At 59.9% G+C, this 24,201-nt stretch carries 15 protein-coding genes; 5 read left to right on the top strand and 10 right to left on the bottom strand.

Translation table 11 applies throughout. The features are described 5' to 3' along the window. The first annotated feature begins 206 nt into the window (after positions 1 to 206). Both C7534_RS17435 and C7534_RS17430 read left to right on the top strand, forming a co-directional pair. Entirely contained in the window at positions 207 to 2,288 is a 2,082-nt protein-coding gene (locus tag C7534_RS17435; RefSeq protein ID WP_046032187.1) for a putative bifunctional diguanylate cyclase/phosphodiesterase, read from the top strand. 274 nt (positions 2,289 to 2,562) lie between these two features. After that, positions 2,563 to 3,309, top strand: a complete 747-nt coding sequence (locus C7534_RS17430; protein ID WP_109786494.1) for an SDR family oxidoreductase — start codon at positions 2,563 to 2,565, stop codon at positions 3,307 to 3,309. A gap of 145 nt (positions 3,310 to 3,454) precedes the next feature. Here C7534_RS17430 and mapR read toward each other — a convergent pair whose 3' ends face one another. The 4 genes from mapR to C7534_RS32605 all read right to left on the bottom strand — a co-directional run bounded on the left by mapR (position 3,455) and on the right by C7534_RS32605 (position 7,261). Beyond that, positions 3,455 to 4,864, bottom strand: a complete 1,410-nt coding sequence (gene mapR, locus C7534_RS17425) for a GntR family transcriptional regulator MpaR (RefSeq protein ID WP_046032189.1) — start codon at positions 4,862 to 4,864, stop codon at positions 3,455 to 3,457. A gap of 131 nt (positions 4,865 to 4,995) precedes the next feature. After that, positions 4,996 to 6,423, bottom strand: a complete 1,428-nt coding sequence (gene ccoG, locus C7534_RS17420; RefSeq protein ID WP_109786493.1) for a cytochrome c oxidase accessory protein CcoG — start codon at positions 6,421 to 6,423, stop codon at positions 4,996 to 4,998. A 195-nt stretch (positions 6,424 to 6,618) separates the two neighbouring features. Further along, positions 6,619 to 6,852 carry a DUF3203 family protein gene (locus C7534_RS17415; protein ID WP_109786492.1) on the bottom strand — a complete coding sequence of 78 codons (234 nt, stop codon included), beginning with the start codon at positions 6,850 to 6,852 and terminating at the stop codon, positions 6,619 to 6,621. Positions 6,853 to 7,090: 238 nt separating this feature from the next. Further along, positions 7,091 to 7,261 carry a hypothetical protein gene (locus tag C7534_RS32605; protein WP_177412252.1) on the bottom strand — a complete coding sequence of 57 codons (171 nt, stop codon included), beginning with the start codon at positions 7,259 to 7,261 and terminating at the stop codon, positions 7,091 to 7,093. Between the two features lie 212 nt (positions 7,262 to 7,473). Between C7534_RS32605 and C7534_RS17405 the strand changes: the two genes are divergently transcribed. From C7534_RS17405 to glgB, 3 genes are all read left to right on the top strand, one after another. After that, positions 7,474 to 9,468, top strand: coding sequence for an alpha-1,4-glucan--maltose-1-phosphate maltosyltransferase (locus C7534_RS17405; RefSeq protein ID WP_109786490.1), 1,995 nt, complete (start codon positions 7,474 to 7,476; stop codon positions 9,466 to 9,468). 152 nt (positions 9,469 to 9,620) lie between these two features. Next, the gene (treS, locus tag C7534_RS17400) at positions 9,621 to 12,962 is read left to right on the top strand and encodes a maltose alpha-D-glucosyltransferase (RefSeq protein ID WP_109786489.1); all 3,342 of its coding nucleotides are present in this window, start codon (positions 9,621 to 9,623) and stop codon (positions 12,960 to 12,962) included. A gap of 2 nt (positions 12,963 to 12,964) precedes the next feature. Next, a complete protein-coding gene (gene glgB, locus C7534_RS17395; protein WP_109786488.1) occupies positions 12,965 to 15,196 on the top strand; it encodes a 1,4-alpha-glucan branching protein GlgB in 2,232 nt (743 codons plus the stop codon). 147 nt (positions 15,197 to 15,343) lie between these two features. On the opposite strand, the gene C7534_RS17390 is transcribed toward glgB, so the two are convergent. The 6 genes from C7534_RS17390 to C7534_RS17365 all read right to left on the bottom strand — a co-directional run bounded on the left by C7534_RS17390 (position 15,344) and on the right by C7534_RS17365 (position 24,186). Further along, positions 15,344 to 16,414, bottom strand: coding sequence for an autotransporter domain-containing protein (locus C7534_RS17390; protein ID WP_109786487.1), 1,071 nt, complete (start codon positions 16,412 to 16,414; stop codon positions 15,344 to 15,346). 320 nt (positions 16,415 to 16,734) lie between these two features. Then, a complete protein-coding gene (locus tag C7534_RS17385; RefSeq protein ID WP_109786486.1) occupies positions 16,735 to 19,290 on the bottom strand; it encodes an autotransporter family protein in 2,556 nt (851 codons plus the stop codon). A 287-nt stretch (positions 19,291 to 19,577) separates the two neighbouring features. Next, the gene (locus C7534_RS17380; protein WP_109786485.1) at positions 19,578 to 20,366 is read right to left on the bottom strand and encodes an endonuclease/exonuclease/phosphatase family protein; all 789 of its coding nucleotides are present in this window, start codon (positions 20,364 to 20,366) and stop codon (positions 19,578 to 19,580) included. A 283-nt stretch (positions 20,367 to 20,649) separates the two neighbouring features. Next, entirely contained in the window at positions 20,650 to 21,408 is a 759-nt protein-coding gene (locus C7534_RS17375) for a PIG-L deacetylase family protein (protein ID WP_109786578.1), read from the bottom strand. Positions 21,409 to 21,587: 179 nt separating this feature from the next. After that, positions 21,588 to 23,747 (bottom strand): glycogen debranching protein GlgX, encoded by a 2,160-nt coding sequence (glgX, locus tag C7534_RS17370; protein ID WP_109786484.1) that lies wholly within the window; start codon positions 23,745 to 23,747, stop codon positions 21,588 to 21,590. Positions 23,748 to 23,850: 103 nt separating this feature from the next. Continuing rightward, a complete protein-coding gene (locus tag C7534_RS17365) occupies positions 23,851 to 24,186 on the bottom strand; it encodes a DUF2934 domain-containing protein (RefSeq protein WP_109786483.1) in 336 nt (111 codons plus the stop codon). Positions 24,187 to 24,201 lie beyond the last annotated feature (15 nt).

Raw genomic sequence — 24,201 nt, 5'->3', positions numbered from 1 at the left:
ACGACTGCTTCGCAGCCGAACGCAGCCTCGCGCTGCTCGGCAGCTGCTACAAGCTAACGCAGCCTTGTGGGCATCAAACAAGCGTTTCATCGGGTTGATGGCTATTTGGTTATTTTGTAAGTGCGTTCTTTTACGCAATCAGTACAATCGCCGGCATTTGCCCCCAGAGTAAAAACCCTCTACGCCGGGCGCTCGCGAGAAGTCTCATGCTGATCGGTAGCTATTCCCCCACGCTGGTTATCATTTCGCTCTGTGTAGCGATTCTCGCGTCCTATACCGCGCTCGACCTGACCGGGCGTATCGCTACGGCCAGAGGCCGGGCGGTGCATTTGTGGACGGCGGGCGGAGCCTTCGCCATGGGCATCGGGGTGTGGTCGATGCACTTCATCGGCATGCTCGCGTTCAATTTGCCGATCGACCTGGGCTACGACTTCACCATCACATTGCTGTCGCTGCTGACCGCGATCCTTTCTTGCGGATTTGCCCTGTGGCTGGTCAGCCAGCCACGGTTGCCGGCCTGGCAACTGGCGTTCGGCGCGTTGGTGATGGGTGCCGGGATCAGTGCGATGCACTACACCGGCATGGCCGCCATGCGCATGCAACCGGGCATCGATTACGACCCGACGCTGTTTGGCACCTCGCTGCTGATCGCCGTTGGTGCCTCGGGCGTGGCTCTCTGGATCGCCTTCCGGCTGCGACAGCACACGCCGTATGTGGGTCTGTTCCGTGGCGGCGCGGCGGTGGTCATGGGCATCGCCATCGTCGGCATGCACTACACCGGCATGGCGGCAGCGCGCTTTCCTGAGGGCAGTTTCTGTGGCGCTGCTGCCAGCGGCTTGAATGGCAAGGGCCTGGACAATCTGGTGCTGATCACCACGCTGGCGGTGTTGAGCATCGCTTTGCTGACGTCAGTGCTCGATGCGCGACTGGAAGCACGCACCGCTGACCTGGCGCGCTCACTGACCGAGGCTAACCGCGAACTGACCCAACTGGCCTTGCACGACCCCCTGACCGGTTTGCCCAATCGCGTCTTGCTGGCTGATCGCATCGAACAGGCCATGTCCAAGGTCAAGGAGCAGGGTGGCTGTTTTGCGCTGATGTTCATCGACCTGGACGGTTTCAAACCGGTCAACGATGCCTTTGGCCACCACATGGGCGATCAGTTGTTGCGCGAAGTCGGGTTGCGCCTGCGTGAAGATTTGCGTAGCCAGGATACGTTGGCGCGCATCGGCGGCGATGAATTTGTGCTGCTGGTGCGGCTCGCCGAGCCGGATGACGCGCTCGGCCTGGCGGCGCGTCAGGTGGGGTTGATCGCGCGCTCGTTCCGGGTGGCTGAACATGACTTGCAGATTTCCGCCAGCGTCGGCATCGCGCTATACCCGGGTAACGGCCAGAACGCCCAGGATTTGCTGATGAACGCCGACGCGGCGATGTACCACGCCAAGGGCGCCGGTAAAAACGGCTACAGCTTCTTCGACGCGTCGATGAACAGCAACGCGCGCAAACAGCTTCAATTGTTGCAAGACCTGCGCAATGCGCTCGATCAGGAACAGTTCAGCCTCTATTACCAGCCCAAGTTCGACGCCAGCAACGGCCGGCCGGTGGGCGCCGAAGCGCTGCTGCGGTGGGAACACCCGACACGGGGCATGATGCTGCCGGACACTTTTATTGATCTGGCGGAAAAGACCGGGCTGATCATTCCGCTTGGCGAGTGGGTGCTCAACGAAGCCTGCCGTCAGATGCGCGAATGGTATGTGCAGGGTTACACCGACTGGCGGATCGCGGTGAACCTCTCGGCGTTGCAGTTCTGCCATGCAGGCCTGGTTCAAAGTGTGGCCAAGGCCCTGAGCACACACCGGCTGCCGGCCAATAGCCTGACCCTGGAAATTACCGAAACCACCGCCATGAGCGATGCGGACGCCAGCATGACGGTGTTGCAGGAGCTCTCGACCATGGGCGTCGATCTGTCCATCGATGATTTCGGGACGGGTTATTCGAGCTTGATGTACCTCAAGCGCCTGCCCGCTAATGAGTTGAAGATTGACCGTGGGTTTGTCCGCGACTTGGAACACGACAGCGACGACGCGGCGATTGTCTCGGCGATTGTTGCACTCGGTCAGGCCCTGGGCTTGCGGATCGTCGCCGAAGGTGTCGAAACCGGCGTGCAGCAAGACTTCCTGACCAAACTGGGGTGTGATTCGTTGCAAGGCTATCTGCTGGGGCACCCGCAGCCGGCCGACCGCTTCATGGTGGACATCCGGCGCGCAGAGAAACTGTCGACGGCCTGAAGATCCCACCGTCTGTAGCAGCTGCCGAGCCTGCGAGGCTGCGTTCGGCAGCGAAGCTGTCGTGAAATCTGGCGGCGCGGTATTTCAGAAAGACCGCGTGTATCGGGTTTACGACTGCTTCGCAGCCGGACGCAGCCTCGCAGGCTCGGTAGCTGCTACGGACGGTAGTGTGGCGGGGTGTTGCTAATGTCTGTTGATGTGTGACCATGCAAAAGCCGGCAATGACGGTTATCCTTGATTCCGATTGCTTACGCTGGAATGGGGGAACGCCTACATGGACAAAGTCATCGTCATCACCGGTGGCGGTCGCGGTATCGGTGCCGCTACTGCTCTGTTGGCCGCCAGGCAGGGATATCGGGTTTGTATCAACTACCAATCTGACGAGACCGCCGCGCAAAGCGTGCTGGAGCAAGTTCGAGCACTGGGCGCTCAAGCCATTGCGGTGCGCGCAGATGTCAGCATTGAAGATGAAGTGATCGCTCTGTTCCACCGGGTGGACACTGAACTGGGTCGGATCACGGCGCTGGTGAACAACGCCGGCACCGTCGGGCACAAATCCCGGGTCGACGAAATGTCCGAATTCCGCATTCTCAAAATCCTCAAGACCAACGTCCTGGCACCGATACTTTGCGCCAAGCACGCGGTCCTGCGCATGTCACCCAAACACGGCGGACAGGGTGGCAGCATCGTTAACGTGTCTTCGGTGGCCTCGCGTTTGGGCTCGCCCAACGAGTACGTGGATTACGCCGCGTCCAAAGGTGCGCTGGACAGCTTTACCATCGGCTTGTCCAAGGAGGTCGCGGGCGAGGGCATTCGCGTCAATGCCGTGCGGCCGGGCTTCATCTTCACCGACTTCCATGCCCTGAGCGGTGACCCGGACCGGGTCAGCAAGCTTGAATCGGCGATTCCGATGGCGCGCGGCGGACGCCCGGATGAAGTAGCGGAGGCGATTGTCTGGTTGTTGTCGGACAAGGCTTCTTATGCGACCGGGACGTTTGTTGATCTCGGCGGTGGGCGGTAAGCCTCAGCCATTGGGATTGATCGTTCCCACGCTCTGCGTGGGAATGCATCCTGTGACGCTCTGCGTCACTTTCCAGTGCCGAACGCGGAGCGTCCGTAGCGGCATTCCCACGCAGAGCGTGGGAACGAGCGGCACCATCAATCGTTCAGAACGACCGCACAATCCGCCCCAACGTCTCCATGGCTTTCTCCGCCGCCTCATTCCAGGGGCTGCCGTAATTCAAGCGGATGCAGTTGCGAAACCGCTGCGTCGGCGAAAAAATCGGCCCCGGCGCGATGCTGATGCCCTGCGCCAAAGCCATCTGGAACAACTTCAGCGAATCCATCTGCGCCGGTAATTCCAGCCACAGGAAATAGCCGCCGGCCGGTTGGCTGACGCGGGTCTGTGCCGGAAAATAGCGGGCGATGGCGGCGAGCATGGCGCTTTGCTGTTCTTCGAGGGCGTAACGCAACTTACGCAAATGCCGGTCGTAACCACCGTGTTGCAGGTAATCGGCGATGGCTGCCTGCGCCGGCATCGAGGCGCACAGTGAGGTCATGAGTTTCAAGCGTTCAATTTTTTGCGCGTAACGCCCGGCGGCGACCCAACCGATGCGGTATCCGGGGGCCAGGCTTTTGGCGAACGAGCCGCAATGCATCACCAACCCTTGCGTATCAAACGCCTTGGCCGGTTTCGGCGCCTGCTGACCGTAATACAGCTCGGCGTAGACATCATCTTCAATCAGCGGTACTTGATGACGGCGCAGCAACTCGACCAATTCCTGCTTTTTCGCCTCGGGCATGGTCGCGCCCATGGGGTTCTGGAAGCTGGTCATGCACCAGCAGACTTTGATCGGATGACGTTCCAGCGTCTGGGCCAGTACACCCAGGTCGATGCCGTCCCGAGGGTGCACCGGAATCTCCACCGCTTTGAGTTTCAGGCGTTCCAGAATTTGCAGGCACGCGTAGAACGCCGGCGCTTCAATAGCCACCAGGTCGCCGGGTTCCGTGACCGCTTGCAGGCACAGGTTCAAGGCTTCCAGCGCGCCGTTGGTGATCAGCAACTCTTCCATCGGCAGCATCAGCCCGCCGACCATGTAGCGCAGGGCGATTTGTCGACGCAATTGCGGGTTGCCGGGCGACATGTCAGTGACGACCATGCGCGGGTCCATTTCCCGGGCAGCGCTGGCCAGCGAGCGCGACAGGCGTTGCAGCGGGAACAGGGAGGGGCTGGGAAAGGCGGAGCCGAACGCGACGGTATTAGGGTCCTTGATCGAGTCGAGCACCGAGAACACCAGTTCACTGACGTCGACTTCGGTGGACTCGTTGACTTGGCTGCTGATTACCGGCTCCGAAAACGGGCTCGGGGCGTGGGCGTTGACGAAGTAGCCGGAGCGCGGCCGGGCGCGGATCAGGCCTCGGCGTTCGAGCAGGTAATAGGCCTGGAACACCGTGGACGGACTGACGCCGTAGGTTTGACTGGCGTAGCGCACGGATGGCACGCGCTGGCCGGGACCGAGGACGCCGGAGCGGATCAGTTCGGCGATGTCGTCGGCGAATTTTTCGTAGCGTTTCATCGGGTGCCTGGATGGGTGATATTCAGAAAAACCGAGGTGACTTCTTCGCGAGCAGGCTCGCTCCCACAGGTATTGCGATGTCCTTGTGGGAGCGGGCTTGCCCGCGAATGGCAGCACCGCAGTCTAAGGGATCAGCGGTTCATCGGCGCAACAAACCGGCTCTTCGCTTCGCTATAAATGTCCGGTTCATCACTGTCAACAACCCTGAACGTGATCGCCTGCGAGCTGCTGGCTGGCCGCTCCGTGGTCATTGCCACCGACACCGGCACATCGACAATCTCGCCGGGCGCCAGGCTCAGCTGCGTTTTGCCCTGCAACTGAAAGCCGTCACCCTCGACCAAGGTCAAACGATAGTCCTGACGCTGCTGTGTTTTGTTGATGACCTTCAGGCTGTAGATGTTTTCGATCTGGCCCTGGCTGTTCTCGCGGAACAGTCCACGGTCCTTGCTCACGTCCAGCGACACCATTGGCCGCTCCACCAGCGCGAGGGCGAGGGCGCCGATCATCACCAGCAGCACCGCCGTGTAACCGATCAGCCGTGGCCGTAGCAGGTGCGTCTTGCCACCCTGCAATTCATGCTCCGAGGTATAGCTGATCAGCCCGCGGGCGTAGCCCATTTTGTCCATGATCGAATCACAGGCGTCGATGCAGGCCGCGCAACCAATGCATTCCATCTGCAAGCCATCGCGAATGTCGATGCCGGTCGGGCAGACCTGCACGCACAACTGACAGTCGATGCAGTCACCCAGGCCGACTTCGGCCGGTTTCACCTCACGTTTGCGCGGGCCACGATTTTCGCCTCGGGCAGCATCATAAGAAATGGTCAGGGTGTCCTTGTCGAACATCACACTCTGGAACCGCGCATACGGGCACATGTGCATGCACACGGCTTCACGCAACCAACCGGCGTTGATGTAAGTGGCACCGGTAAAGAACAGCACCCAGAACAGGCTGACACCGCCCATATGCCAGGTCAGCAGTTCTTCGGCCAGCGGCCGGATCGGTGTGAAGTAGCCGACAAATGTCAGGCCGGTGAGCAGGCTGATCGCCAGCCACAGCGTGTGCTTGGCTGAGCGGCGCAAGAGTTTGTTCAAGCCCCATGGCGCGGCTTGCAGCTTGATTCGCTGGTTGCGCTCGCCTTCCGTGATCTTCTCGCACCACATGAAGATCCAGGTCCAGGAACTCTGCGGGCAGGTGTACCCGCACCAGACCCGGCCCGCGAACACGGTGATCGCAAACAAGCCGAATGCGGCGATGATCAGCAGCGCCGAGAGCAGGATGAAATCCTGCGGCCAGAAGGTCGCGCCAAAGATGTGGAATTTGCTTTCGGAAAGGTCCCAGAGCACCGCCTGGCGGTCGCCCCAGTTCAGCCACACCGTGCCGAAAAACAGTAAAAACAGAAAACCCGCACCGCTCAGGCGCAAGGTGCGGAACAGGCCGGTAAAACTGCGGGTATGGATCAAGTTGTCGCTGGACTTGGCCTTCAGCTTTGGACGCGAAGGCTCAAAAGTCTGTACAGGGGCGCTTTCAACTAATCGGACGGGGATTCTATCGCTCATGGTCTGTCGCTCATCAGCCTCCATCAGGCCAGCGCACTATGAGCGTCGATCTGTTTGCATAACAGACTCAGGTATTGCAATAAAAAGCGGATCAGATGAGCGCTGACCCGCTACCTGCGACAACTTGAAGCACCTGCCACAGCAGGACGTGCGTGCGTGAATCAGACGTGCGCGGACAGTGTTGATCAGCGTCAGTCAAATCACCGAATCACTGTCGGTGACCTTCAAATGCCGGCGACCATCCACCGCGCCTGCTACGGTCAATGCGTCGGCTTCTGCTTCGGTGATGTAGACGCGCTGTCCGTTCAGGTCGACAGCGGACATGGCTTTTTCCGAGTCGGTGATGATGGTGACGTCGGGGCACAGGCGAATTTCCTCGCCGTTCTCCAGGATAAAAAAGCAGGTCTGGTTTTCGATGCGCACGGTCATGGGGCGGGTCCTTTTTTCTGCTAGTACATGAACGTTAGGGCGCATTTGACGACCATCGTTCGCTGCAACCGATTAGTGGTCAGCGCGGTCCACCCGCTAACAACACGCACAAGGACCCCAGCATGAACGCCTGGTGGCATGAGAGCCCGGGACGCTCTGCGTCCCATTTGGAGCTGGACGCGGAGCGTCCGTTGAGGCATTCCCACGCAGAGCGTGGGAACGATCATCGCCGTCATTGTCATGAGCACGGTTTCACAATCACCGGCGGCATTGTGCTCGGTGGTTCTTCCCGCGGTGGTGGCTGGGTGCCGGGCGGATCTTCCTCGGGTACTGGCTCCGGTTCGGTGGGTGGAATGACCGGGCTGTCGATGTTCGGATCAGGCGTTTCGGCGGGGATTGGAATACTCATTGTTGAAATCTCCGAGTGTCAGTCTGCGGTGGCACATGGCGTAACTCGTGCTTAAGTGGATTGACCTGCTGACGCGCGAATTGATTCCCCGGCAATCAGCCTGGGCAAATCACTCTGAACTTTTATCGAATCCGGTGGCTCCCAACCTAAGCGAATCCATTCAGGGAAACCCGGTACAAGAGCGTCCATGGGGCGTGAAGGAGCGATGCTCGATGACTGCGCAAAAACCGACAGAGCTGAACTACAACCCTCACATGCCGCTGTCGCAGGCGTTACTGCTGCCGCGAATCGCGATTGAAAACACCCAGCCGACCCTTGATGGCGGACAGTTCGCCGTCAAAGCCGTGGTGGGGCAGGACGTGGTGGTGTCCAGCAAAGTGTTTGCCGACGGTCACGACAAACTGGCGGTGCGGCTGCGCTGGCGCGCCGATGGCGATGACATCTGGCAAAGTGAAGTCATGGCCGACCAGGGCAACAATGGCTGGCAGGGCCAGTTCCGCGTCGAGCGTCAGGGGCGCTATCTGTTCTGCATCGAGGCCTGGATCGATCAGTTCGCCAGTTTCTGCTACGAACTGGAAAAGAAGCACGCAGCGCGAATCCCCGTCAGTCTTGAGTTGCAGGAAGGACGCACGCTGGTCCAGCAGGCCGCCGGGCGCAGCGAAGGTCCGTTAAGCGAACAATTGGCGGCGTTGCACCATGAGTTGTCCGGCCTGCTCGAAAACGAGCAGGTCGCGCTGTTTGTGCACCAACGTAGCGCCGAGCTGATGGCTCAGGCCGATCATCGCGCCTACGTGAGCCTGAGCCCGGAGTACCCGCTGGATGTCGAGCGGGAGCTGGCACAGTTCGCCAGTTGGTATGAGCTGTTCCCGCGCTCGATCACCGATGATCCGGCCCGTCACGGCACGTTCAATGACGTGCACTCGCGGTTGCCGATGATTCAGGACATGGGATTCGACGTCCTGTACTTCCCGCCGATTCATCCCATCGGACGCAGCTACCGAAAAGGCCCGAATAATTCCCTGACCGCCGGTCCCGACGATCCCGGCAGTCCCTATGCCATCGGCAGCGAAGAGGGCGGGCATGAGGCGATTCACTCGCAACTGGGCACCCGCGAAGACTTCCGCCACCTGGTCGCCACGGCGGCGGACTACGGGATTGAAATCGCCCTCGATTTTGCGATTCAGTGTTCCCAGGACCACCCGTGGTTGCAGCAGCACCCGGGCTGGTTCAACTGGCGGCCGGACGGCACGATCAAATACGCCGAAAACCCGCCGAAGAAATACCAGGACATCGTCAACGTCGACTTCTACGCTAACGATGCCATCCCGAGCCTTTGGGTCGAACTGCGCGACATCGTGGTCGGTTGGGTTGAAGAGGGTGTGAAGATCTTTCGCGTCGACAACCCTCACACCAAACCGCTGCCGTTCTGGCAGTGGCTGATCGCCGATGTGCGGGCGCTGTACCCCGAGGTGATTTTCCTCGCGGAAGCCTTTACCACGCCGGCGATGATGGCGCGGCTGGGCAAGGTCGGCTATTCGCAGAGCTACACCTACTTCACCTGGCGCAATACCAAGCATGAGCTGGCGACGTATTTCACCGAGCTCAACGAGTCACCGTGGCGCGAATGCTACCGGCCGAATTTTTTCGTCAATACCCCGGACATCAACCCCTTTTTCCTGCATGAGTCGGGGCGCGCGGGCTTTCTGATCCGCGCGGCGCTGGCGACCATGGGTTCGGGTTTGTGGGGCATGTACTCGGGCTTCGAGTTGTGTGAGGCGGCGCCGATACCGGGCAAAGAGGAATACCTCGACTCCGAGAAGTACGAAATCCGCCCGCGGGACTTCAATGCGCCGGGCAACATCATTGCCGAAATTGCCCAGCTCAACCGGATTCGTCGGCAAAACCCGGCGCTGCACACGCACCTGGGCTTAAAGGTCTATAACGCCTGGAACGACAACATTCTGTATTTCGGCAAACGCAGCGCGGACGGCGGCAACTTCATTCTGGTGGCGGTCAGCCTGGACCCACACAACGTTCAAGAAGCCACTTTCGAATTGCCGCTGTGGGAAATGGGCCTGCCCGATGACGCCAGCACCCAGGGCGAGGACTTGATGAACGGCCACCGCTGGACCTGGTATGGCAAGTACCAGTTCATGCGCATCGACCCGGCCTACCAGCCGTTCGGGATCTGGCGGATTACCGTCTAGCACGATCATTCCCACGCTCTGCGTGGGAATGAAGCCCGGGACGCTCCGCGTCCCACCCGGAGCCGAACGCGGAGCGTCCGTTGAGGCATTCCCACGCAGAGCGTGGGAATGATCTGGGGTGTGGCGTTTTCTGTTTTTAACAGGAGTTTCAAATGGCGAAGAAACCCAAGGCAGCCACGTTCATCAAAGACCCGCTCTGGTACAAGGACGCGGTGATCTATCAGGTTCACGTCAAATCGTTTTTCGACTCCAACAATGACGGGATCGGCGACTTTCCGGGCTTGATCGCCAAACTCGATTACATCGCCGACCTTGGCGTCAATACCATCTGGCTGTTGCCGTTCTACCCCTCGCCGCGCCGCGACGATGGCTACGACATCGCCGAGTACCGTGGCGTGCACGCCGATTACGGCACCATGGCCGACGCCAAACGCTTCATTGCCGAGGCGCACAAGCGTGGCCTGCGGGTGATTACCGAACTGGTCATCAACCACACCTCGGATCAGCACGCCTGGTTCCAGCGCGCACGCAAGGCCAAACCCGGTTCGGCGGCGCGAGACTTCTACGTCTGGTCCGATGACGATCAAAAATACGACGGCACGCGCATCATCTTTCTCGACACCGAGAAATCCAACTGGACCTGGGACCCGGTCGCCGGCCAGTACTTCTGGCACCGTTTCTACTCCCACCAGCCCGACCTGAACTTCGATAACCCGCAAGTCATGAAAGCCGTGCTCTCGGTCATGCGTTACTGGCTCGACATGGGCATCGACGGTCTGCGCCTGGATGCCATCCCGTACCTGATCGAACGTGACGGCACCAATAACGAAAACCTCCCCGAAACCCATGATGTCTTAAAGCAGATTCGTGCCGAGATCGACGCCAATTACCCGGACCGCATGCTGTTGGCCGAAGCCAATCAATGGCCGGAAGACACCCAGTTGTATTTCGGCGACACCGACGCCAAGGGTTTGAACGGCGACGAGTGCCACATGGCCTTTCATTTTCCGTTGATGCCGCGCATGTACATGGCGCTGGCTCAGGAGGATCGCTTCCCGATCACCGACATCCTGCGCCAGACGCCGGAGATCCCGGCCAACTGTCAGTGGGCGATTTTCCTGCGCAATCACGATGAGCTGACCCTGGAAATGGTCACCGACAAGGAGCGCGATTACCTGTGGAATTACTACGCGGCCGACCGTCGGGCGCGGATCAACCTGGGGATTCGCCGGCGCCTCGCGCCCTTGGTGGAGCGCGATCGTCGTCGCGTGGAACTGCTCAACAGTTTGCTGCTGTCGATGCCGGGTACGCCGACCCTGTATTACGGCGATGAAATCGGCATGGGCGACAACATCTACCTCGGTGACCGTGACGGCGTGCGCACCCCGATGCAATGGTCGATCGACCGTAACGGCGGGTTTTCGCGCGCCGACCCGGCCAGCCTGGTGCTGCCGCCGATCATGGACCCGCAATACGGCTACCTGTCGGTCAACGTCGAAACCCAGGCGGGCGATCCGCATTCGTTGCTCAACTGGACCCGGCGCATGCTCGCCGTGCGCAAACAATCCAAGGCGTTCGGGCGCGGTACGCTGAAAATGCTGTCGCCGAGCAATCGCAGGATTCTGGCCTACACCCGTGAATTCACCGGGGCCGATGGCAAACACGAAATCATCCTGTGTGTGGCCAACGTCTCGCGCAGCGCGCAAGCGGCAGAACTCGACCTGTCGGCCTACGTCGGCATGGTGCCGGTGGAGATGCTCGGCGGTAACGCCTTTCCACCGATTGGTCAGTTGAATTTCTTGCTGACGCTGGCGCCTTACGGCTTCTATTGGTTCGGGCTTGCAGCCGAAAACCAGATGCCGAGCTGGCACGTTGAACCGGCGCAGAGCCTGCCGGACTTCACCACGCTGGTGCTGAAGAAACGCATGGAAGAACTGCTCGAGGCGCCGTCCCGTGGCACGCTGGAGCAAGGCATCCTGCCAAGCTGGCTGCAAAACCGTCGCTGGTTTGCCGGCAAGGACGCGGCCATCGAACAGGTCAGCCTGGCCTACGGCGTGCGTTTCGGTGATCCGCTGCACCCGGTGCTGCTGAGCGAAATCGAAGTGACGAGTGCCGGCCAGACCCATCGCTATCAGTTGCCGTTCGGCTTTATCCCCGAAGACCAGGTGGGGGCCGCGCTGCCCCAGCAATTGGCCTTGTCGCGGGTGCGACGCGGGCGCCAGGTGGGGTTGATCACCGACGCCTTTAGTCTTGAACACTTTGTCCGTGCAGTGTTGCAAGGCATGCACAACGACACAGTGCTGCCTTCAAGCGCGGGTGACATCCGGTTCGAACCGACCGCAGAGCTGGCGAAACTCGGCCTGACCGACGAATCCCCTGTGCGTTATCTGTCCGCCGAGCAATCCAACAGTTCGGTGGTGATCGGCAACAGCCTGGTGCTCAAACTGATCCGCAAACTCGCCTCGGGTGTGCACCCGGAACTGGAAATGAGCGCATACCTGACCCAGGCCGGGTTTGCCAATATTTCGCCGTTGCTGGGCTCGGTGGTTCGCCGCGATGAACAAGGCGAGGACACGTTGTTGATGATCGCTCAGGGCTATTTGAGCAATCAGGGCGATGCCTGGGAATGGACTCAGAACAACCTTGAACGCGCCTTGCGTGACGAGTTGGCCGACGCCGTGTCCGAGCAGGAGCAGCACTACAACGCACTCGGCGAGCTGAAGGATTTTGCCGGCATGCTCGGCCAGCGCCTCGGGGAAATGCATCAGGTACTCGCGACCCCGACGAAAGACCCGGACTTCGCCCCGCAGGTCACCACACAGAAAGAAGCGCTGGCCTCGGCCAAGGATGTGGCAGCGCAAATGGAACATGCACTGAAGTTGCTCAAACACCATCAAAATGAACTGAGCCCGGCGGACAACGCCTTGGTCAGTCGTTTGCTGGACAACAAAAAAACCATCCTTGGCCATGTGCTGGAACTCGGTAAAAAAGCCGCCGGTGGTTTGCGCCTGCGTGTCCACGGTGATTTGCACCTGGGGCAGGTGCTGGTGATCAAGGGTGACGCCTACCTGATCGATTTCGAGGGCGAGCCGGCGCGGACGTTGCATGAACGTCGGGGTAAGCACAGCCCATACAAGGATGTCAGTGGTGTGTTGCGCTCTTTCGATTACGCCGCTGCGATGACGATCAATGTGCACAACGTCGACAACACTGCGCAGGCACAGGCTGCTCGTCAACGGGTGGCCGAGCGCTACTTGATTGAAGCAAAACAGGCATTTGTCGACGCTTATCGGCTGGCGGCAGCTAGTCTTGCTCATGCATGGCAAGATCCGGAAGGCGAGGACGCCGCGCTGGCGTTGTTCGGTCTGGAGAAGGCGGCCTATGAAGTGGCGTATGAGGCCGAAAATCGACCCACTTGGCTGCCGGTGCCGCTGCACGGCTTGTATGGATTATTGAGTGGGCTTAAACCCTTTTCCGATCTTGGTGGAGAGTAGTCATGAGTTTCTCGAACAAGGAACAGGGTCACGCCAAAGAGGCGCTACTGCCCAGGTCTCGGGATATCGATGCGTTGGTGCGCGCCGAACATCACGACCCTTTTGCAATTCTCGGTCCCCATGGCGACGGTGCCGGCGGGCAATTCATTCGAGCCTATTTGCCGGACGCGTTGAGCGTGCAAGTGTTGGCCAGGGACACCGGAGAGGAACTGGGCAACCTTGAAGCCACCCAGACACCGGGGCTGTTTGTCGGCCACTTCGATCGGGCGCAGGCGTACCTGTTGCGCACTCGCTGGGCCGGTGGCGAACAGGTGTGCGAAGACCCTTACAGCTTTGGCCCACTGCTCGGCGAAATGGATTTGTACCTGTTCGCCGAAGGCAATCACCGTGACCTGAGCAGCTGCCTCGGTGCGCAATTGAAGACGGTCGATGGTGTCGACGGCGTACGTTTCGCCGTGTGGGCGCCCAATGCCAAGCGCGTTTCGGTGGTGGGTGATTTCAACAACTGGGACGGTCGCCGCCACCCGATGCGCCTGCGTCATCCCACCGGGGTCTGGGAGCTGTTCATTCCGCGTCTGCGAGCAGGCGAAGCCTACAAATACGAAATTCTCGGCACCCACGGTATCTTGCCACTCAAGGCTGACCCGATGGCGCTGGCCACCACCTTGCCGCCAGACACCGCTTCGAAGGTCGCGTCACCACTGACCATCGACTGGCAGGATCACGCGTGGATGCAATCGCGGGGCGAACGTCAGCGTCCGACTGCGCCGCTGTCGATCTACGAATTGCACGCCGGTTCCTGGCAATGTGAACTGGATGACTTGGGCGAAGTCGCTCGCCAGTACACCTGGCACGAGTTGGGTGAGCGGCTGATTCCTTATGTGAAAGATCTGGGGTTCACCCACATCGAGCTGATGCCGATCATGGAGCACCCGTTCGGCGGCTCGTGGGGCTATCAACTGCTTTCGCAATTCGCCCCGAGCGCGCGGTACGGTTCACCCGATGACTTTGCCGCGTTCGTCAACGCCTGCCATCAGGCGGAAATCGGCGTGATTCTCGATTGGGTGCCGGCGCATTTCCCCACCGATGTCCATGGCCTGGCGCAGTTCGACGGCACGGCGCTGTACGAATACGGCAACCCGCTGGAAGGTTTTCATCAGGACTGGGACACGCTGATCTACAACCTGGGCCGCACCGAAGTGCACGGTTACATGCTGGCCTCGGGGTTGCACTGGCTCAAGCATTTCCACGTCGATGGCCTGCGTGTCGATGCGGTGGCCTCGATGCTCTATCGCGACTACTCGCGCAAGGCCGGCGAATGGGTGCCGAACCGCCATGGCGGTCGGGAGAACCTCGAAGCCATCGACTTTTTGCGCCATCTCAACGACGTGGTGGCACTGGAGGCGCCTGGGGCGCTGGTCATCGCCGAAGAATCCACGGCGTGGCCGGGTGTCAGCCAGAGCACGCAACAGGGCGGTTTGGGCTTTGCCTACAAGTGGAACATGGGCTGGATGCACGATTCGCTGCATTACATCCAGCAGGATCCGGTGTACCGCGCGCATCACCACAACGAACTGAGTTTTGGCCTGGTGTACGCCTGGTCCGAGCGATTCATCCTGCCGATTTCCCACGATGAAGTGGTCCATGGCAAGCATTCGCTGATCGACAAGATGCCCGGTGACCGCTGGCAAAAGTTCGCCAATTTGCGCGCCTACTTGAGCTTCATGTGGACGCACCCAGGCAAGAAGCTGTTGTTCATGGGCTGTGAGTTCGGCCAGTGGCGCGAGTGGAACCACGATCAGCAACTCGACTGGTACCTGTTGCAGTACCCCGAGCACAAAGGGGTGCAGAAACTGGTCGGCGACCTCAATCGGCTGTACCGCGAAGAACCGGCGCTGCATGAGCAGGACGATGCCCCGCAAGGCTTCCAGTGGCTGATTGGCGACGATGCGATCAACAGCGTCTACGCGTGGTTGCGCTGGAGCAAGGAGGGCAGGCCGGTGTTGGTCGTGGCCAACTTCACCCCGGTGCCGCGTGAGGGGTATCGCGTGGGCGTGCCGTTCGCCGGGCGCTGGACCGAAGTCATCAACAGCGATGCGGCGTTGTATGCCGGTTCCAACTACGGCAACAGTGGCGGGGCGTTCAGCGAGGAAACACCGAGCCATGGGCAAGCACTGTCGTTGGTGTTGAACCTGCCACCGCTGGCGGTATTGATCTTGCGCCCGGAGGGTTGATCTATCATCGCGGCAAGCCACGCCTGTAGGTGGCGAGCTTGCTCGCGATAGCGGTACTTCAGTCGAGATCAAAGGTGACTGACATACCGCTATCGCGAGCAAGCTCGGCTCCTACAGGTGTGGTGACAGCCAAAACGACACAAACTTTTACCACCGCATCCGCACACCCAGACTCCCAATCAACCCGTTCAAATCATTGTCATCTACATCACTGCTGTAATCGGCGCTGACATACAAGCTGACCGCTGGCGTGACTCTGGCCACCAGTCCCAACCCAACTTCAACCGTTGATGAATTACGGCTGCTACTGATCTTGTCGACCTGGTCGAGCGTCACGGTATTGCCGGTGTACACGGTGTGCCACAAGTTGGTTCGCACGTAGGGTTCGACCCCCAGGCCGTTGATGTCGTAACTACCTTTCAATCGGGCGCCGACCCGTCCGCTCCAGGACGACAGCTCGATCGATGACGCATTGCCCGAGCCGGCGTACGGCGTATCCAGGGTAATGCGCTGATTGATCAATTGCGCCTGGGGTTCGACCACCCAGTTATCGGTCAGGCCAATCGGGAAGCCGCCTTCCACCGACAAGGTCATCGCACTGCCTTCTGTAGCTAGTCGTTCACCCTGTTCGTTGCGGCTGAAGCCGCTGACGCGGCCGCCGCTGGCCGTCAAATCCACATGCCAGCCTTGAGGGCCGATCAGGCTCCAGTAAGCGCCGAGGCTCTGGCCTTGCAGGTTAAGGGTGTCGCTGTTGGGGTCGGCCAGGGCCGGGCTGGTCAGCAAGCCGTTGCTGTTGCCTTGCAAGCGGGTTGTGCCGCCGATCAGGCCGACCTTCTGGGTATGGCCGCTGCTGCTTTGCAAGGTGAGGATCGCCGGGCCTTTGAGTTCAGTGCTGCCAGGGATCGAGAATCCCTGCGACAGGTAGTCGGTCTGCGCCTGCCGCGACGGTTTGCCGTACACCTGATCCCAGGTTGAAGGGGCTTCGTCTTCGATGGTCAGGCTTGAGCTTGTTGTATCGGATGCGGCGCCGAAGTGGCCGGGATAGAGCGCGATGATGCTGGAGGGCAAGGCAAGTACCGGAACTTCCTGGCGATACCACGGGGCGGTTTCTTGCTCTGTCGGTCCCGCCTGGACCTCCAGGGTAGAGCACAGCAGGATAGAGCTCGAGACAGTGCAAAAAGTGACTTTAATCTCTTGTTGGGTGAATGAAGTTTTCATGGGGGTCTACCTTGCAATCGCATGCGGTATCTCGCTGTGGCGTCTCTCCTACCCCGAATGAGGGGCGACCGAGTGGATTGGGGCACGCCTTTGGGCGCCCGGTTTGGCGGGTGTCTTGGGGATGCCCCTGATGGTACTTCGGGGGTAGTAAGGTGTAGCTAAGAAGACCGTTGACAGTGCGTCAAGAAAATGGCCGATAAATGGTATGGGTATTTTGTGTGTTACAAGTGACTGATTTACGGCGCGTATCTAAGCGCTTGTTTGTTCGATAAACCGTCAAAAAACTCTCGTGTTGGCACTTTTTTGAGACACTCTGCCAGTTACCAACTGACCCTCGCACCTACGTTTACGGCCATCGCGCGCAGCTGATTGCTGTCGATGTTACTGCTGTAGTCTATGCCGCCATAAACGCTCACTGCTTTGGCGAAGCTTAGCACCAAGCCGACTCCCAGGTCGGCCGAAGACGAACGCTGTTCAGTATCGATCCGTTCAGCACCGGCGAAGGTCACCGAGTCGGTGCCGGAAAAGGTGTGCCATAGATTGGCGCGCACATAAGGCTCCAGCGGCCGGCCACTGACTTCATAGCGCCCCTTGAATCTTGCACCGAGGCGACCGGTCCAGGCGTTGTCGGAATTGAATGAGACGTGGGAGACACCGTCATCCTGGCTGTCCAGCGAAACTTTTTGGTGGATGACTTGTGCCTGGGGTTCAATCACCCAATTACCCCCGATTGGAAAGGGGTAACCGGTTTCTGCTGATAACGTCAGCACATGACCGCGGTTATCCAACTTAAGACCCCGTTCGGAGTGTGCATCGCCGTCCAGCCGGGTGCCCATGATGACGGTGTCGACGTACCAGCCCCCAGGGTTGGTCAATGTCCAATACAGGCCATAACTGTCGCCTTCAACTTCTACGTTGCCAGCACGTTTGCCTTCGAACCCTTCGTTGAAACCGTCGACATCCCCCTGCAAACGCGTGTGACCGACAAAAAAACCGGTGCGTTGGGACTGACCTCCGGAGGTCTGCGAACTGTACAGGTCGTTACCCACCTGGAAACCACTGAGCGACCCGTTCAGGCGTGGCGTCACGGTACCGGCCCGGGTCTGATCAAGGTTCTTGCCATAGGCTCGGCCCCAGCCAGCGCCCGATGCCCCGGTTTCAGTGAGCAGCCGCTGATCACCTTGGCGATCATGGAAGGTGCCGAGTGCGCTCAGGGTCAGTTGTGCGGCGGCGGGCGGCAGTATCGACCAGACGGGAACTTCCTGGCGATAAAGCGGGATTGGTGCCGCACCCGATACAGCGGCTGGTAAAACCGGTAATGGAGGACTGCCCGCCGGTGCCTCGGCGGGCACGGGCGTTGCGACAACCGGAACGATGAGTTGCGGCAATGTCGGATCGGGGTTGGGAACGGCCATGGTGGCCGGGGCCACGACTGCCGAGCGCAAATACCAACTGTTTTCTGTGCCCGGTGTGACGCCGCCCTTGAACAGTCGGTAATCGAAGGCACCGGCCGACACCGAAGTCTTGAGCGCAAAAGCATTGGCGTTGCTGACGGCCGTGCCTTGGGCCTGCACCAGTTGAATGCCGTTCTGTTGCGTCAGCCCACCGGTCCCGCCCAGGTTGCTGACAGTGATCAACGTGCTGCCCGTTATCGACCCATTGATGACCACCAGTTTGTCGCTGGGTGAGCTGTCGTCACCCACCAGGCTTTGCAGCAGCAACTGACCGCCGTTACCCGCGTAGCTGCCTTGCACGGTCAGCGTGTCATTGGTGCGGTTATTGCCGCTGCTCAGATCGAGGGTCCCTGCGTTATTCAACGTGGCAAGCTTTCCCGCGATAAAGGGCATCATGCTGCCCTGAGCGGACGTCAGCGTACTGCTGCTATCAATGTTGAACACGCCGGTGCCGCTGGCGCTGTCGCCCAGGACAAAAATGCCGGCAAGGTCCATTTTCGAACCGTTGCTCAGGTTGACCGACTCCCAGTTGGAGTAGCGCGCAGGGCCGGCGGTGGTGACGTGGTCGAAAGTCAGTACATCGTTGTCGTTGCCGCCATCGATTGCCGGGGTCAGGGCGAGGGTGCTTTCGGTCAGGTTGCGCAGGGTCACGCTGTCATTGCCGTCACCCATCAGGATGGCGGAACGGAGGATACCGCCGCCGTCCCAGAGCAGTTTGTCATTGCCGAAACTGGCGCGAACCTGGCCGACGATTTCCCCGCCTGTCACGGTAATGCTGTCATTGCCGCCGCTGACGCTGAGGTTGCCACCAATCCGCCCACCGGAAAGGATGATGGTGTCCTTGCCAAAACCGGTCACCAGATTGCCCAGGATCTGCCCACCCGACATGACATAGGTATTGTCGTCGAGCTTCATGTCGACCCGGCCGATGACTCCCCCGGTCATTTCTGCAAAGTCACCGTCTTCGAACACGTCGACAATGGTGCCGCCGGTCATCAGGAATCGGTCGAACCCGTCGCCTTGCGCCAGGGACTTAATCCTGCCGCCGTTCATGATGAACGTGTCAATGCCACTCTGTTGATGGACTTCGCCGGTAATTATCCCGTTGTCGATTTGCAGTGTATTGGCGCCAGTACCTTGATCGAGCACGCCAGCAAGGGTGCCCGAGCGCATCAATACCTGGTCACTACCTGCACCAAAGGTCACATTGCCATTAATGGTTCCAGTGCCATTGGCGGGGAAGGTCAGGACGTTATTACCCGACAAATCGGTGAGTGGCCCGCTAATGCCACTGTCGCACACATAGTTGTCGTTGCCGGCGGTAGATATGAGCGAACAGGCCGCATCGGCGATTTGCGACCAGCCCACACATAGCCAGAACGTCAAGGCGCAGGCCGAATAACGGTAGTGGGTCGCTTCCATGTTCGTCTCCACGCATCGATCGGCGCCACGACACCGTCACTCGTGGTGAGTGACAGCGTGTCAGGCGCACTTGGCAGCGCGAATTGCGAGACGACATCGGTAATGCAGGGTCCGAACTGAAAAGTCTTTGGCAACAGTGGCTGCTACGGGTTGTATATCCGAACGTGCAACGGATACGGATAGTTGCACCGTAACAACAGATGTTGAACGCCGCTACTGTCAGAAATAACAGGTAGGGGCGCGTATTTTCGTTCGAAGCAAGGACTTGAATGGAGCCCACCGGTCATTCAAAGGTGCACTTCCACCGCTAACGGCAGATGATCCGACAAATGCGTCCAGGGTTTGTTGCCGAGAATTCGTGGATCATGGCTGCTGGCATTGCGCAGGTAAATCCGGTCCAGGCGCAGCAAGGGAAAGCGGGCGGGGTAGGTTTTGGCCGGGCGCCCATGGGCGCGTTCGAAGGCCTCATGCAAATAGTCGCGACGGGCGAGGGAGACATTGCCTTGCAGCTGCCAGTCGTTGAAGTCGCCGGCGATGATCACCGGGGCCTGGTCGGGCAGGGACTCGAGCAATTGACACAGGAGCTGCAACTGCAACTGGCGATGGCTTTCGAGCAGGCTCAGGTGCACGCAAATCGCATGCACTTCTGCGTGCCCCGGCACCTCCAGCACGCAGTGCAACAACCCGCGTCGTTCGGGGCCGGTGATCGATACGTCAAGGTTACGAAATTCACGGATCGGGTATTTCGACAGCAAGGCATTGCCATGGTGGCCATTGGGGTAGACCGCATTGCGCCCATAGGCGAAATCACTCCACATGCTGTCGGCGAGGAATTCGTATTGCGAGGTCTGCGGCCAGTTGTAGTAACGGGATGAATGCCGATCGTGTTCACCCACCACCTCCTGCAGGAACACAAGGTCGGCGCCTGTACTGCGCACCGCCTCGCGCAGTTCCGGGAGGATGAAACGCCGGTTGAGGGCGGTGAACCCCTTGTGAGTGTTGACCGTCAGCACCCTCAGGCGATGAATCGTCGGGGACGGGTGCAGGGCGGCCCGCTGCTCGGGATCGCTGGTCACGTTTGCTCCTCGAATCAGGACTGCTTATGCATGCGACTGATGTCGCTGCGAGCAGTTCAGTGCCACTGCAATTTTGTAGCGCTTGTAGCAGGTGTAGCAGGTGTAGCAGCTGTCGAGCCTGCGTTCGGCTGCGTTCGGCTGCGTAGCGGTCGTAAAACCTGCACATGCGATCTTTATGAAACACCGCGCCGTCTGATTTCACGACTGCTTCGCAGCCGGACGCAGCCTCGCAGGCTCGACAGCTGCTACAGCTGCTACAGCTGCTACAGCTGCTACGGGTTTTTCAGATGAACACGATTTCGTAAGGCATGCGTATGCGGTCCAGGATCACTCGGGGCAGCAGGGGGGCAATGCCCAGGGCCGGCTCGCCGTCGAGCTGGCTGGCATAGGCGTGGGTGGCGTGGCTTTTGCGCGCGACGGTCCAGGTGTCGAGGCGCACTTTGCGCGCTCGGTGCCAGGGCATCAGGCCATGGTCGCGAGCCGGCCAGTGCCACGCCCAGACAGGCATTTCATGGAACGTCGCGCCGACCTGGCTCGCCGCGAGGGCACAGGCACGACCGACGGCGTTGTGATCAGACATGCCGTCTTCGCGCCAGGTACTGAACACGACGTCGCCAGCGCGCAAATAACGGGCAATGAATTGGGTCAGTTGCGTCTCGTGTTCGGCCAGGGCGTTGTCGGTGAAGCCGCCACGAATCCATTTCAGGCTGTGCAACGGCAAGCCAAGCCGGCGCAAGGCTTCGACGCTTTCCTGGCCACGAAACACGCTCAGGCGCTTCTCCGACCATTGTTGCGAACCCGGATGGGGAGCGCTGCCATCGGTGATCGAAATCAATTGCAGGGGATGTTCGAGGGTAGAGAGCAGTTGCAACAGGCCGCCACAGAAGACCACTTCATCGCCGGGATGCGGCGCGATCACCACGGCGCGGGCGCCGGTGGGGACCAGGGTCTGGGTGTTGATGACCGGGATATTGTCCAGCTGCAGCGCACTGTTCCAGATTTGTGCTGGCTGGCTGCTGTCGATGATGCAGACGGGTTTCATCGGGCCTACGTCCTTGTTCTGTTTGATGACAATTGTGCAACGCTCCGTACCCTGGATTGTCGGCAACAGAGTATTGCTCAAGTCACGCTGTTCGTCGCGTGACGGTTTCATCTAAGTCCGTTTATTTTTAGTCGACTTGTAGCCGATTGCGTAAAGCGCCGCCCAAACCTGCGCGTGCGTCACTCTTCGTCCTCATGCTGCAATTCGAACAGCAGCAGTGAGCGGGCGGTCACTGAGTACTCGTGACCGAACTCGAAACGTTCCTGCCCACGAATCGACGGTTGATTGGTATCGATCATGCAAGTCCAGAAGCCACCATCCGGCACTTCCGGTAACGTGAAGTTGACGATGTCGTGGTGCGCGTTGACCACCAGCAACAGGGTCGCGTCCGCGCCTTTTCGGCGGATGCCGGTTTCCTGGGCGCGGCCGTCGAACAAGATCCCCAGGCACCGACCGTGGGCCTCTCCCCATTGTTCCTGGGACATTTCACCACCGTGCGGCGAGAGCCAGGTCACGTCCTTGACGCCAATGTCCTCGTTGTAATTGCCCACCAGGAAGCGCCCGCGACGCAGGATCGGGTAAGTCAGACGCAGCTTGATCAGGCGTTTGACGAATTTGAGCAAGGCCTTGCCGTCTTCGCTGAGGTCCCAGTTGACCCAGCCGATCTCGCTGTCCTGGCAATAGGCATTGTTGTTGCCTTCCTGGGTCCGGGCGAATTCGTCGCCGGCGACCAGCATCGGCGTGCCTTGGGACAACAACAGCGTGGCGAAGAAATTGCGCATCTGCCGCTGGCGCAGCTCGTTGATCTCGGGGTCGTCGGTCGGGCCTTCAACGCCGTGATTCCAGGACAGGTTGTTGTTGCTGCCGTCCTGGTTATTCTCGTCGTTGGCTTCGTTGTGTTTGTCGTTGTACGACACCAGGTCGTTGAGGGTGAAACCGTCGTGGGCGGTGATGAAGTTCAACGAAACGTAAGGGCGCCGCCCCCGCTGGTTGAACATCTCGCCCGAGGCGGTCATGCGGCTGGCGAAATCGGCGAGTTGGCCATCGTCACCTTTCCAGAACGCGCGCACGGTGTCGCGAAACTTGTCGTTCCATTCCACCCAGCCCGGCGGAAAGTTGCCCACCTGATAGCCACCGGGGCCGCAGTCCCAGGGTTCGGCGATCATTTTCACCTGGCGCAGCACCGGGTCCTGGCGGCAGGCCACGAGGAAACTGTGGCGCTCATCGAAACCGTCGTGGTAGCGACCGAGAATAGTCGCCAGGTCGAAGCGAAAGCCGTCGACGTGCATTTCCGAGGCCCAGTAGCGCAAGGAATCCGTGACCATTTGCAAGACGCACGGATGGCTCAGGTCCAGCGTGTTACCGGTGCCGGAATCGTTGATGTAGAAGCGTTTGTCGTCGGGCTGCAAGCGGTAGTAGGAGATGTTGTCGATGCCGCGCATCGACAGGGTCGGCCCTTGTTCATTGCCCTCGGCGGTGTGGTTGTAGACCACGTCGAGGATCACTTCCAGATTGGCTTCGTGCAGGTGCGCGACCATTTCCTTGAACTCGGCAATCTTGCCGCTGGCCAGGTAGCGTGGGTCCGGGGCGAAGAAGGCAATGCTGTTGTAGCCCCAGTAATTGGTCATGCCTTTGTGCAGCAAGTGTTGATCGTTGACGAAGGCGTGGATCGGCAGCAATTCAACGGACGACACGCCGAGCTTGCGGATGTGCTCCAGCACATCATCGACCATCAACCCGGCAAAGGTACCGCGCACATTTTCGGGAACCGAGGGGTGGCGCATGCTGATGCCGCGCACGTGGGTTTCGTAGATGATCGTTTTATCCCACGGCACGCTCACGCGATGGTCGTGGCCCCAGGTGTGTGCGGGGTCGATGACCTTGCATTTGGGCACGAAGGGCGCGCTGTCACGCTCATCGAAACTGAGGTCGGCGTCGGGGTGGCCGATGGTGTAGCCGAACAATGCTTCGGACCATTTCAATTGACCGACCAGTTGCTTGGCATACGGGTCGATCAGCAATTTATTGGGGTTGAAACGATGCCCATTGGCCGGGTCGTACGGGCCATAGACGCGATAGCCATAGATCAGCCCCGGATGGGCGTCGGGCAAGTAGCCATGGTAGATCTCATCGGTGTATTCAGGCAGCTCGATGCGTTCAAGTTCCACCTCGCCCGAGTCATCGAAAATGCACAGTTCGACCCTTGTGGCGTTGGCGGAAAACAACGCGAAGTTGACCCCCAGACCATCCCAGGTTGCGCCCAGCGGGAAGGGCAGGCCTTCACGAATTCGCGAGGCCTCGGCGCGAGGTTCTGGCGCGGCTTTCTTTGGCGTGGTCATAGGTGCTCCTGCAAACGGGGATCAAGTTTTTTTCGAGGACGAGCATGCCCAAAGTGGCGAGCGAACTCGCCACGTCATCGATCAAGGCAAAGCGCTTGGAACGTCAGGTGACCGGTGGCTTCTTCGACGCGCGAGGCTTCTTCTCCAGCGCTTTTTCTCCCGGCGGAATTACTTTCGACGCTGCAGCGGGTTTGGCCTTGGCTTTGGGTTTGGCTTCGCTGGCTTTACCGTCCAGCGCGCCATTGGCCTTGCCGGCCGCAGGTTTCGCCGCGGCGGTTTTGCTAGCGGTGGCTTTCGGTGGTTTTTTCGGCGCCAGGGCTTCCGCTTCGGCCAGCTTGCGTGCCATCTCCCAGTGTCGGGCTTCCTGGCCCTCGGGTTTGCCCTCCGATTCCCAGATCTGATAGGCAAATTCGCGAACGCGTTTATCGTCGGTACTCATCGCAATGCTCCTGAA

Source organism: Pseudomonas sp. OV226, assembly GCF_003148705.1.
Classification (GTDB): Bacteria; Pseudomonadota; Gammaproteobacteria; order Pseudomonadales; family Pseudomonadaceae; genus Aquipseudomonas.
The sequence above is the reverse complement of the archived record's forward strand: the minus strand, read 5'-3'. Positions and strand labels throughout refer to the sequence as shown.

Coding starts and splice junctions, on each gene's coding strand:
- C7534_RS17435 (WP_046032187.1), top strand. CDS start 207: ATGCTGATCGGTAGCTATTCCCCCACGCTGGTTATCATTTCGCTCTGT.
- C7534_RS17430 (WP_109786494.1), top strand. CDS start 2,563: ATGGACAAAGTCATCGTCATCACCGGTGGCGGTCGCGGTATCGGTGCC.
- mapR (WP_046032189.1), bottom strand. CDS start 4,864: ATGAAACGCTACGAAAAATTCGCCGACGACATCGCCGAACTGATCCGC.
- ccoG (WP_109786493.1), bottom strand. CDS start 6,423: ATGAGCGATAGAATCCCCGTCCGATTAGTTGAAAGCGCCCCTGTACAG.
- C7534_RS17415 (WP_109786492.1), bottom strand. CDS start 6,852: ATGACCGTGCGCATCGAAAACCAGACCTGCTTTTTTATCCTGGAGAAC.
- C7534_RS32605 (WP_177412252.1), bottom strand. CDS start 7,261: ATGAGTATTCCAATCCCCGCCGAAACGCCTGATCCGAACATCGACAGC.
- C7534_RS17405 (WP_109786490.1), top strand. CDS start 7,474: ATGACTGCGCAAAAACCGACAGAGCTGAACTACAACCCTCACATGCCG.
- treS (WP_109786489.1), top strand. CDS start 9,621: ATGGCGAAGAAACCCAAGGCAGCCACGTTCATCAAAGACCCGCTCTGG.
- glgB (WP_109786488.1), top strand. CDS start 12,965: ATGAGTTTCTCGAACAAGGAACAGGGTCACGCCAAAGAGGCGCTACTG.
- C7534_RS17390 (WP_109786487.1), bottom strand. CDS start 16,414: ATGAAAACTTCATTCACCCAACAAGAGATTAAAGTCACTTTTTGCACT.
- C7534_RS17385 (WP_109786486.1), bottom strand. CDS start 19,290: ATGGAAGCGACCCACTACCGTTATTCGGCCTGCGCCTTGACGTTCTGG.
- C7534_RS17375 (WP_109786578.1), bottom strand. CDS start 21,408: ATGAAACCCGTCTGCATCATCGACAGCAGCCAGCCAGCACAAATCTGG.
- glgX (WP_109786484.1), bottom strand. CDS start 23,747: ATGACCACGCCAAAGAAAGCCGCGCCAGAACCTCGCGCCGAGGCCTCG.
- C7534_RS17365 (WP_109786483.1), bottom strand. CDS start 24,186: ATGAGTACCGACGATAAACGCGTTCGCGAATTTGCCTATCAGATCTGG.